The organism is uncultured Lactobacillus sp. (assembly GCF_948948975.1).
GTDB lineage: Bacteria > Bacillota > Bacilli > Lactobacillales > Lactobacillaceae > Lactobacillus.
Window position 1 is genome coordinate 1 of record NZ_CARBVX010000036.1, and the last position, 6,880, is coordinate 6,880.

Consider the following 6,880-nt stretch of genomic DNA (forward strand, 5'->3'; position numbering starts at 1 on the left):
AGTGCGTTATGATTGACAAGGTTAACTATATTAAATAAAAAGAAAGAAGGATTCTTATGTCAGGACATTCAAAATGGCACAATATTCAAGGCCGCAAGAATGCGCAAGACGCTAAGAGAGGTAAAGTTTTCCAAAAATTATCTCGTGAAATTTATATGGCTGCAAAGAGTGGTGGTCCTGACCCTTCAGGAAATCCTACTTTACGTATGGTTATGGATAAAGCACGTGCAGCTAACATGCCTAAGACTAATATTGAACGTGCTATTAAAAAGGCTGAAGGTAATTCAGATGAACACTATGATGAAATTACTTACGAAGGTTATGCACCAGGTGGTGTTGCAGTTTTAGTTGAAGCTCTAACTGATAACAAGAACCGTACTGCTTCAGATGTTCGTGTTGCCTTTACTCGTAATGGTGGTTCTCTTGGTGCAACTGGTTCTGTTGCTTACATGTTTGACCGTAAGGGTTACCTTGTAATTGATCGTTCAACTACTGACGCTGATGAAGATCAAGTGTTGCTTGATGTTATGGATGCTGGTGGCGACGACTTGGAAACTAGTGATGATGCATTTGAAATCTACACTGATCCTAAGCAATTTACTGCTGTACGTGATGCATTGGAAAAGGCTGGCTATAAGTTAGCTAATGCAGAATTAACTATGATTCCACAAAACACCACTCCAGTTCCAGCAGATAAGAAAGAGCAATTTGCTCACTTGATTGATGCATTAGAAGATAACGATGACGTTTCTAATGTATATACTGCTGCTGCAGATGATGAATAATAATTTATCGCAAAATAGATCTAAAATATAATTTTAGATCTATTTTTTTGGACTGACCTGTAGGTCAGTCCATTTTTTTGCAACTTATTTTGAATAATAAAAAATAATTTTGATTTTTTGCGTACTAATAAATATAGAGTAAAGGAGGGATTAAGAGTGAATGAGATGTCAGAAAGAATTTTAGAAGAAGCCGTTGAAAGGCATGCTAGTGATATTTTTATCTTTCCTATTAGCAATGGATACGAGATAAAAATTCGAACTGCACTGGGTTTAAATAAAATTCAAGAGTTAAGTCGACATGGTGGAAGAGAGCTCTTAAATTATTTTAAATTTCAAGCACAGATGGATATTTCTGAACGGCGTAGACCACAGGTGGGAGCGTATCAGATCGAGTTTAAAAGAAGAAAGATATTTTTACGTTTTTCTAGTGTTGGAGAATTTGCCGGAGATGAATCTTTGGTGGTGAGGCTGATTTATGGAGAAAAGAATAATAATTATTTTCTTCCAGATCAGTTTAATTTAATTAAAAAACTTACCAATCAACGTGGGTTAATAGTTACAAGTGGTCCAACAGGATCTGGAAAAACCTCAACAATGTATGAGTTAGCACAAGCGATTGGGAAAAATAAAGTTGTAATGACTATTGAAGATCCAGTCGAAGTGTGGAATCCAGATTTCTTACAGACGCAAGTGAATTTAATTGCTGGAATTACATATCCAGATTTGTTGAAAGCAGCTTTACGGCATAGACCGGATATTTTAATTATTGGTGAAATTCGAGACCAAGAAACAGCCAAAATTAGTATTAATGCGGCCCTAAGCGGACATTTGGTTTTAGCTACTATTCATGCTAAGACGGCTTTACAAACAATATCACGTCTCGAAGGATTAGGTATTACTAAAGACGAACTGAATAATTGTTTAACAGCAGTGTCTTATCAACGGTTATTACCTATAAGAGATAAAAATGATGTTGCTTGTTTAATGGATATTGGGTATGGAGAAATGCTTCATCGAGCAATCACTAATAACGATAAACGTGGTAATTTGCATGATTGGCAGAATAATTTAAATCAATTAGTAAAACGAGGAAAGATTAGTGAAAATACTCAGCAACTTTTTGAAGAAGGATAAGTTAAATAGCGCTGATCAATTGATTTTTATTGATTATTTAAGACAGGCCTTAATTAATGGTTATTCCCTAAATGCTAGTTTGAGACTGTTACCAAAAATTTGGAGGGGTAATTCTAGTCAACTTCTTTATGTGAATCAACGAGTAGAAGAAGGAAACCAGTTAGGGGATGTACTGCAGGAAGTGGGATTTTCTAGTACTTTAGCTGCCCAAATAAATTTGGCAGTTATTGATGGAAATTTATTATCTTGCTTAGATCAAATGAGCAAACTTATTCGATTAAAGAATAAGCAATTAAAGAAGTTAAAAGGAGAATTAGCCTATCCAGCACTTTTAGTTGGAATGATGGTTACTCTGCTAATTTGTATGCAAACATTTCTAAAAACAGAAATGTCTGACAATGATTGGACTAGTAATGCAATGCTTGGTGGTCTGATACTTTTGGTTATTATGGCAGTATTTTTTATTAGTAAAACAATTAGATTACTTAATAAACAAGATTATTATGCTCTTAAAAAACTGACAAATTTACCCATGATTGGTGCTGTTTTACGGTTATATGTTCATTATCTGGTTGTGTCTGATTTAGCAGTTTTATTAATTAATGGTTTTTCACTACAAAAAATCTGTCAACTTACTGCTATGCAACCTGATAGGTCATTGCACCAAGTTATTGGGATAAAAGTAAAAAATCAATTAGAAAAGGGTATTGAAATTAAAGAAATTATTGAACAAGAATTTTTCATACCTAATAATTTAGTCATGCTTTTAGAAACTGGAACAACTAGAAAGGAAATTGGAAAGCGTGCCTTATTACTTAGTAAGACACTTTTTTATGAACTGAATCTAAAATTGAATAGCCTAATTCTCAATATCCAACCGTTATGCTTTATTTTTATTGGGATTTGTATTTTAGGGATGTATTTAAAGATATTAATGCCGATGTATCACTTAATGGAAACTATGTAGAGGAAAAGTAAAATGAAAAAATTAAAACAATTTATTATAAAAAAATAAGCAAGTAAAAGGATTTACTTTAGTAGAAATGGTAATTGTAATTGCTATCATTGCAATGCTAATTTTGCTGATTGTGCCGGGACTAAGCAAACAAAAGGATAGAGCTACGAGTAAGACTGATGAGGCTTTAAGAACAACAATTGAGACGCAAAGACAGCTGGCTGAAGATAATGGAGATGGAACTTCCTTAGAAGAACTTGTAAAGAAAGAGTATATTTCTCAAAAGCAAAAAGAAAGATATGAAAAATTACCACAAAAATGATTTTCAAAAAAATAAGAGGATTTACATTAATTGAAACAGTAGTTACATTAGCAGTGGTTTGCCTTCTAGTCTTGATGCCCACTCTTTATGTCAAGAATATCAAGGAGCAGGTGGTTTTAGATAATAGTACACGTCAAGTGAAATCTACCATTAATAAGTATTTACATCTAGCAACAGTAAAAAAGAAATCATATTTTTTGTCATATTTTGATAATAATTCTTCGATTCAAATAAAGGAGCCTCATCAGGTTTCACAAGTTTATTTAGATAAACATATTAGAGTGTACAATTTTGATAATCTTTACATTAGCAATCGTGGAACAATTTCACCACGGACTATTACTATTAAGAATGGTAAGAAAGAAAAGAAAATAAAAATACAAATGACATGGGGAAGAATGGGTGAAGAATAAAAGAATAAAGGGATTTATTTTCTGGGAAGCATGTTTAGGATTTACAATTGCTTGTTTGGGAGTAATTTTGTTAGGTTTGACTCTTAAGCAAAATAGACAAACGGAAAAACAAATTGAGAAAAGAGTAGATAAATCCTATGCTGAATATATTTTTAAACATAGTGATAAAAAAACATTATTAGTCCATGATCATATCTATCATAGGTAAAAATAATGAAAAGAATAAAAGGATTTACTTTATTAGAAGCAGTTTTTGCAATTGCCGTTACGATTTTATGTGCGCAGATACTTTTTGGACTCGTAAATACACTTAGAAAAATTAATCATCAAAAAAGCGGAATAAATGAAATTGCATATAGTTATGTACAAGTAAATAATTTTTTAAAAGAAAATGGACATGTTGAAGTAAGTACGACTGGATCAGATCCCACTAAAATTATTCTCAGAAAATTTTCTGATAAGAAGAAAAAGAAGAATGATCCACCTTACGAGACTTATGTGATTGATTTAAGCTCAAATGATACTTTAAGAATGCGGACCGATGAGGGTGGACATATGCCTTTACTTTTTAAAGTTAAAAAAATTAGATGCTCTACGTCAAAAGATTCATTTACAATCTTGATAACTGAAAAAGATGGTAGACAAAGTGAAATGTATTTTAAAACAGATTTACCAGAAAAAAAGGAAGTGAATCTAGCGAATGAGAAAGAAAAAAAGAGTTAATCGAGTAAAGGGGAGTGCTCTAGTTAGTAGTTTATTGCTTATTAATATCTGTATTACTTTTACATTAATGTACCAGCATACTTTTACTGAAAATATGGAAAGCAATCTTTCTTTAATAAATTATTTCTCTAAGTAATATGGAGTGCTTGCTAGTCTTTGCGGATACCTATAGAATATTAGAAGGAATATTAAAGAAGGAAGAAAAATGCAAAAAGTAGAAGAATTGTATCCAAAATTTCAGACAGCTATTGAGCATTTGCAAAAGGCTCTTAATGTTTCTTTTTCATCTGCATTGACGGAAACCTTTGATAATTTAGAAAACGGAAAGATCAAAGTTGAGTCAGGTGCTCCCGATAAGGAAACTGTAGCTGAATTGACTGAAGAATATCGTCAATTAGATTATGATAATTTGCCACGTGCATTGAAAGTACAGATATTTACTTTATTAGCTTTAAAGGCAATTACTCAAGATGCTAATGACTATAACTTAATGCCTACCCCCTCAGTAGTTGCTACAATAATTGCTTTGATTTGGCAAAAAATTGTTCCTACAGGTAAAAAAACTGTAGTTGATCCAGCTATTGGGACTGGAAATTTACTTTATTCAGTAATCAGACAGTTAATACAAGAAAACCACTCTCAAAATAATTACAATCTAATTGGAATCGATAATGAAGAATCTCTTTTAGACTTGGCCGATATTGGTGCTCATCTTGAAGATTTAAAAATTGATTTATACTGTCAGGATGCATTAGATCCATGGATGATTGAAAAAGCAGATGTTGTCTTAAGCGATCTGCCTGTCGGTTACTATCCATTAGATAATAATGCTCGGCGCTTTGAAAACCATGCAAAAGAGGGACATTCGTTTGCTCATACTTTATTCATTGAGCAAATTGTAAATAATCTTAAGAGAGATGGCTTTGCATTTTTAGTGGTACCACGATTACTATTTACTGGCAAAGGCTCTACTGAATTCATGACTTGGTTAGCAAAAAAGGTTAATATTCAAGCTATTGTAGATTTGCCGGATAATATGTTTTCAAGCCAAATTCAGCAAAAATCAATTTTGGTTTTCCAAAATCATGGAGATCATGCTGCAGAGCGGGAAGTGTTGGTTGCTAAATTAGATTCACTAAAAGGACCAGAATCTTTAGTAGCATTTAATATGAAGTTAAATGATTGGTATCATAAGAATAAAGATTAATTTTTATAAGCATGTGAGGTAGAGATATGAAAAAAGTTTTAGCAGTAAATTCAGGTAGTTCATCATTTAAGTACAAATTATTTTCTCTTGATAATGAAGAAGTAATTGCATCTGGTATGGCTGACCGGGTAGGATTACCAGGTTCTGTTTTTACTATGACTTTAGCTGATGGTAGTCAACATGATGAAGAAAGTGATATTGCTAACCAAGAAGAAGCTGTTCAAAAGTTACTTAGCTGGCTTAAAGAATATAAGGTTATTGATTCTTTAGCAGATATTGTTGGTGTGGGACATCGTGTAGTTGCTGGGGGAGAAGAATTTCCTGATAGTGCAATTATTACTGAAGATAATCTCTGGAAGATTTATAACATGCGTGACTATGCACCTTTACATAATCCAGCTGAAGCAGATGGTATCTATGCTTTCATGAAAGTTTTGCCCGATGTACCTGAGGTAGCTGTTTTTGATACTTCTTTCCACCAAACTCTAGATCCAGTTCAGTATTTGTATTCTGTACCGTATAAATACTATGAAAAATTTCGTGCAAGAAAATATGGTGCACATGGAACCTCTGCACGCTATGTTTCAGAACGTGCAGCGGACCTTTTAAACAAACCATTAGAAGATTTGAAAATGGCAGTGTGTCACTTAGGTAGCGGTGCATCAATTACAGCTGTAAAAGGTGGTAAATCCTTTGACACTTCTATGGGATTTAGTCCTGTAGCTGGTATAACTATGGGAACTAGAAGTGGGGATGTGGATCCATCCTTATTACAATACATTATGAAAAAGGGAAATATCTCTAACTTTAATGATGTTATTAAGATGATAAACACTGAGTCTGGTTTACTAGGTCTCTCAGAAGTTTCACCAGATATGAGAGATATTGATAAAGCTATTCAAGAGGGGAATAGTCAAGCAAAACTTGCAAAAGAAATTTTTATTAATCGAATTGTTCGCTATCTTGGAGCATATATGGCTGAAATGAGAGGTTTAGATGTTTTAGTCTTTACGGCAGGCATTGGAGAACATGAGCCAAGTGTAAGAAAACAAATTATGGATAATTTTGCATGGGCTGGCCTTGAAATCGATGATACAGCCAATGAAGCTAACCAAGAAGGGATTATTACAACGCCAAATTCAAAAATTACTGCTATGATTGTTCCAACAAATGAAGAATTAATGATTGCACGTGATGTTGTCCGCTTAGCAAAATTAGATAAGTCAAACCAATAAGGTTAAAATCAAAGTTATAGCATTTTAATAAGGACTGTGATATCATTGAAACATCTGGGGATGTTTTGGGATTCGACAGGCGTAGATTCGCGTTGACTGCGATTCG

The 6,880-nt window shown here is 33.3% G+C and carries 8 protein-coding genes and 2 pseudogenes; all 10 read left to right on the plus strand.

Annotation, left to right across the window (positions count from 1 at the left end; all coding sequences use genetic code 11):
* Window positions 1-56: 56 nt before the first annotated feature.
* The 10 genes and pseudogenes from Q9R40_RS09325 (at window position 57) to Q9R40_RS09370 (ending at window position 6,774) form a co-directional block, all read left to right on the plus strand.
* On the plus strand, window positions 57-785 hold the full coding sequence (locus Q9R40_RS09325; protein WP_300592014.1) for a YebC/PmpR family DNA-binding transcriptional regulator: 729 nt from the start codon (window positions 57-59) through the stop codon (window positions 783-785).
* 156 nt (window positions 786-941) lie between these two features.
* A complete protein-coding gene (gene comGA, locus Q9R40_RS09330) occupies window positions 942-1,919 on the plus strand; it encodes a competence type IV pilus ATPase ComGA (RefSeq protein WP_304677405.1) in 978 nt (325 codons plus the stop codon).
* On the plus strand, window positions 1,885-2,886 hold the full coding sequence (locus Q9R40_RS09335) for a type II secretion system F family protein (RefSeq protein ID WP_300592017.1): 1,002 nt from the start codon (window positions 1,885-1,887) through the stop codon (window positions 2,884-2,886). The genes comGA and Q9R40_RS09335 overlap by 35 nt, the downstream gene beginning before the upstream one ends.
* A gap of 12 nt (window positions 2,887-2,898) precedes the next feature.
* Window positions 2,899-3,196: pseudogene (gene comGC / locus Q9R40_RS09340) on the plus strand (competence type IV pilus major pilin ComGC).
* Window positions 3,193-3,267, plus strand: a pseudogene (locus Q9R40_RS09345) (Tfp pilus assembly protein FimT/FimU); the annotation flags it as partial. The pseudogenes comGC and Q9R40_RS09345, both read left to right, overlap by 4 nt.
* 39 nt (window positions 3,268-3,306) lie before the next feature.
* On the plus strand, window positions 3,307-3,609 hold the full coding sequence (locus tag Q9R40_RS09350) for a type II secretion system protein (protein WP_304677408.1): 303 nt from the start codon (window positions 3,307-3,309) through the stop codon (window positions 3,607-3,609).
* Window positions 3,599-3,817, plus strand: a complete 219-nt coding sequence (locus Q9R40_RS09355; protein ID WP_300592019.1) for a type II secretion system protein — start codon at window positions 3,599-3,601, stop codon at window positions 3,815-3,817. The genes Q9R40_RS09350 and Q9R40_RS09355 overlap by 11 nt, the downstream gene beginning before the upstream one ends.
* A gap of 5 nt (window positions 3,818-3,822) precedes the next feature.
* Window positions 3,823-4,332: a competence type IV pilus minor pilin ComGF gene (comGF, locus tag Q9R40_RS09360; protein ID WP_304677407.1), complete on the plus strand. Its 510-nt coding sequence runs from the start codon at window positions 3,823-3,825 to the stop codon at window positions 4,330-4,332.
* A gap of 205 nt (window positions 4,333-4,537) precedes the next feature.
* Window positions 4,538-5,539: a class I SAM-dependent methyltransferase gene (locus Q9R40_RS09365; RefSeq protein WP_300592023.1), complete on the plus strand. Its 1,002-nt coding sequence runs from the start codon at window positions 4,538-4,540 to the stop codon at window positions 5,537-5,539.
* Between the two features lie 26 nt (window positions 5,540-5,565).
* A complete protein-coding gene (locus Q9R40_RS09370) occupies window positions 5,566-6,774 on the plus strand; it encodes an acetate/propionate family kinase (RefSeq protein WP_300592024.1) in 1,209 nt (402 codons plus the stop codon).
* Window positions 6,775-6,880 lie beyond the last annotated feature (106 nt).